Here is a 3,151-nt window from a genome sequence, read left to right on the forward strand (position 1 = left end):
GCCTAATCTGTACCCCAACTCGTTTTCAAAGGTATGAGGTGGAGAACTAACCCCTCTTTCCCTCGCAGGCGCCCGCTCTGTCGTCTGCGTCGCCGCTACCGCCCCACGGTTGCGGCCCTCGCCATTGCAGCAGTTCTGCAGGCGAGCAGATTGGCTCGATAGCTTCGGCTATCGGGCCTTCTTTTTTACAACCATCCACACGGGAAATTGCAATTTCCCGCTCTATTTAAGGACAATAAACATGCCTTCTACCAAGCAGGCCTGCGATGCATTGGTGCGTCGCGTCGGCTATGACCCCGGCCGCACCAAAGAGGTCGCTCGCGCGCTCACCGAAGCCGACATGCTTCCGTCCGGTTCGCCTGGCGTTTCGCCACAACTTACTCCGCAGGACGTTGCGACGCTCATGCTTGGCGTTGCGCTCGACGTGCCGCTTCGTGCGGTGGCCGACACCGTGAGCGAGTACCGCGCGCTTCGGCGTGAAGGCGTACCTGTAGGCGCCCCGGCAAGCATCAGCGTCACCGCTGGCGAGGCGCTCGATATCATCGCCGAGATCGCCGCTACGGGCTCGCTGGACGCGAGGGCGTTGGTTGCGAAAACCATCATTGCCGTGGTGTCGAACTGGCAGGAGATCGCCCTGACCGACACGATCGACGTCCGCCGCTTTAGCGCCGGTGAGCCAGGTAGGTGGCAGGCTTACGGCCACCGCAAGTCGGTCGAAATCAATGGCGGCGCCTTCGCGACCGTCATCGCCGAACTGTTTTCAGGAGAACGCTAGTGCCCATCTTCAACAAACCAAAGAAGGTCAAGCCCGACGCCAGGCCGGCTAAGGTTGCGCCGCCCAAACTAAGTTTTGTGGCACTGACAGCGCGCGAAGCGCTTCCGGCGCTGGGCGAGGACGAAGACAGGCGTGAAGCCATTTTCAGGGACCGCGCAGCCCACGTCGCCGAGCGGAAGGCATTGCAGGCCGCGATTGAGGCAGACAAGACTATCGACATTACGCCCGAGGTCGCAGCACTGATCGGTGAGAAGCCGTCAGCGAAGGCACAAAAGCGGCTGCGGGTGGCCGAGTTGCGCCGCCTGGAAGCGATCGCCGGTCAAGCTATCGAACTGATTGAAAAGCGCATTGCTGCAGCCCGTCCAGCAGCCGAGCGTGCCATTTGTGCCGCGGCCCGCCCGGAAGCCGAGAGACGCGTGGCTGCGTTGGTTGAGGTGCTGCGCGCCGTTGACGTCGCGCATGTCGAACTAAATGACATGTTCCTCGCCATTGAGGCCGAGGGAGCGTCGACAGACGGGCTCGGGCAAATCCGGCCGCATTTCTTGGGATCCGTTCAGGATCCGCAGCGGCGCATCGCGGCGTACCTCAAGGAACTGAAAGGGGCTGGCTACGATGTCTGAACACCGCGAAATCGAGCGCGCCAGCAGCGACGGTCGCCGCGGGCCGGCAAGGCGCATGATCAAACTGCCGGGCGAGAAACGGCACGCAAATCGCAGCGGAGCAGCCAAGGACATCGCACGCCAAATCACTCTTGATAAGCTCGACAAGAAGATCAAGGCGCTGAAAGATGGCTGAACCTTTTATCTCTGGTTACGCCATCCAATGGCAGCAGCCCGCTAACATCGGCGGGCTTTTTATTGAGCGGTTTGCCAGAGGTGCATTCGACAAGTCTATCCGAGAGAGCGGCGATTCAGTTGTCGCCTGCTGGGCGCATGACATGTCTCGCCCGCTCGGGCGCGTCTCCAACGGCTCACTCGAGATCAAGGCCGACAGTGTGGGCCTCTGGTATGCGCTGACGCCGAACCCCGAATCCCCGATGGGGCAGGAAGCCTTGGCCAGCGTTGGAAGCGGCCTGGTCGATGAGGTAAGCGTCTGCTTTTTCTCGGAGGAGGAGCAGTGGGACGACACGGGGGATTTGCCTCAGCGTCTGGTTACGCAGGCAGGGCTCGTGGAGCTGAGCCTCGTAATCTTTGGCGCCTACGGAAAAGCCACCTCGGCTGCCCTTACGCGCTCCGAAACCCCAATGGGCAACGCCGCGGCGGCCAGGCGCCGCCTCATCGAAAAGATGGAGCGGGACCAACGGCTGCGAGGCATCAATTAGATGCTGCTACCTGATGGTCGATGTGTATCCGGGGTCAACGTGCGGGCTGCGGTCTAGCGTGTACGCAACGACAAACAGCACTCCAACGATGAGAAATGGAGCGATCAGGATCGCCGCGCATGCCGGATTTATCTTTCTCATTGAGGTATCGTGCGCCGCTCAATTTAATCAAATCCAAAGAAACACGGTTAATCGTGCCGGCCGCAAGCGCAGCGGCATTCAACTAAAAATTCCCGACGTCATATTGCGCGATTGGATGGCTCGCCGGAGCCCTAGAGTCCCTTCAAAGGAAAATCAATGACCAAGACCAAAGAACGCGCCTCGGCGCGATCGCTCACCCACGCCTTCCTCATCGGAGCAGGACAATAAAATGGGAGGATTGCCACGTCGCCCTGGCCGCGGTAGCTGGGGCGGTTGGGAAACCCCAACCGCACCGACCGTTCCAGAAGTCCCCGAAATCCAGACCACACTACCTACGTCTGCCTACGGCCAGACTATCCCGGTTGTGTACGGCAAGTGCAGGCTTCCGGCCGCCTATATCTGGTGCGCGCCTATTCTGACCGTTACTTCGACCCACATCGAGTTCTGGGACACGGTTACGACTACCACGTCGAAGTTGACGGCCAGGCTGCGCTTTGCGCGTCCGCTGGTGCCGGATTCGACGTGGACCATGCGTAAGCTCTATGCCAACGGCAAGCTCGTCTACGACGGCAGCGTTGGCTATCGCCAGAAGGGATTGAAGTTCACTGCCTATGATGGTCGCGGCGATCAGCCTCGCGATCCGGCGATGGTCAAGGAGGAAGGCGCGGACTTCGTGTCGGCGCACCGCGGCTATCTCGATATTGTCGTGGTGGACTTCGACATCGTGGGCTACGGCGCGCCGCCTGTCTTTGAGGCGGAGTGGATTCAGGACGGCGCGACGACGCACGATTACGACACGTTCACGACCTTTGCCGGCACCCCCAATGCCCGCGATCTGATTCCGGTTTGGGATCAACAGAAGCTTTACGGCTTCGACGACACGGACATTTTCCTGTATTCGATCGGCGCGGCGA

At 60.5% G+C, this 3,151-nt stretch carries 4 protein-coding genes; all 4 read left to right on the forward strand.

Going from position 1 to position 3,151, the window contains the following annotated elements; all coding sequences use genetic code 11:
• The first annotated feature begins 124 nt into the window (after positions 1-124).
• The gene (locus tag EN742_RS29495; protein WP_128333583.1) at positions 125-775 is read left to right on the forward strand and encodes a hypothetical protein; all 651 of its coding nucleotides are present in this window, start codon (positions 125-127) and stop codon (positions 773-775) included.
• The gene (locus EN742_RS29500) at positions 775-1,395 is read left to right on the forward strand and encodes a hypothetical protein (RefSeq protein WP_128333584.1); all 621 of its coding nucleotides are present in this window, start codon (positions 775-777) and stop codon (positions 1,393-1,395) included. The genes EN742_RS29495 and EN742_RS29500 overlap by 1 nt, the downstream gene beginning before the upstream one ends.
• Positions 1,396-1,562: 167 nt before the next feature.
• Positions 1,563-2,096, forward strand: coding sequence for an HK97 family phage prohead protease (locus EN742_RS29505; RefSeq protein WP_128333585.1), 534 nt, complete (start codon positions 1,563-1,565; stop codon positions 2,094-2,096).
• A gap of 370 nt (positions 2,097-2,466) precedes the next feature.
• Positions 2,467-3,151, forward strand: a 685-nt coding sequence (locus EN742_RS29510) for a hypothetical protein (protein ID WP_148670345.1), incomplete at its 3' end; no start/stop codon positions are given.

The organism is Mesorhizobium sp. M4A.F.Ca.ET.020.02.1.1, assembly GCF_004022645.1.
In the GTDB taxonomy this organism is placed as follows: Bacteria; Pseudomonadota; Alphaproteobacteria; order Rhizobiales; family Rhizobiaceae; genus Mesorhizobium.

Coding starts and splice junctions, on each gene's coding strand:
- EN742_RS29505 (WP_128333585.1), top strand. CDS start 1,563: ATGGCTGAACCTTTTATCTCTGGTTACGCCATCCAATGGCAGCAGCCC.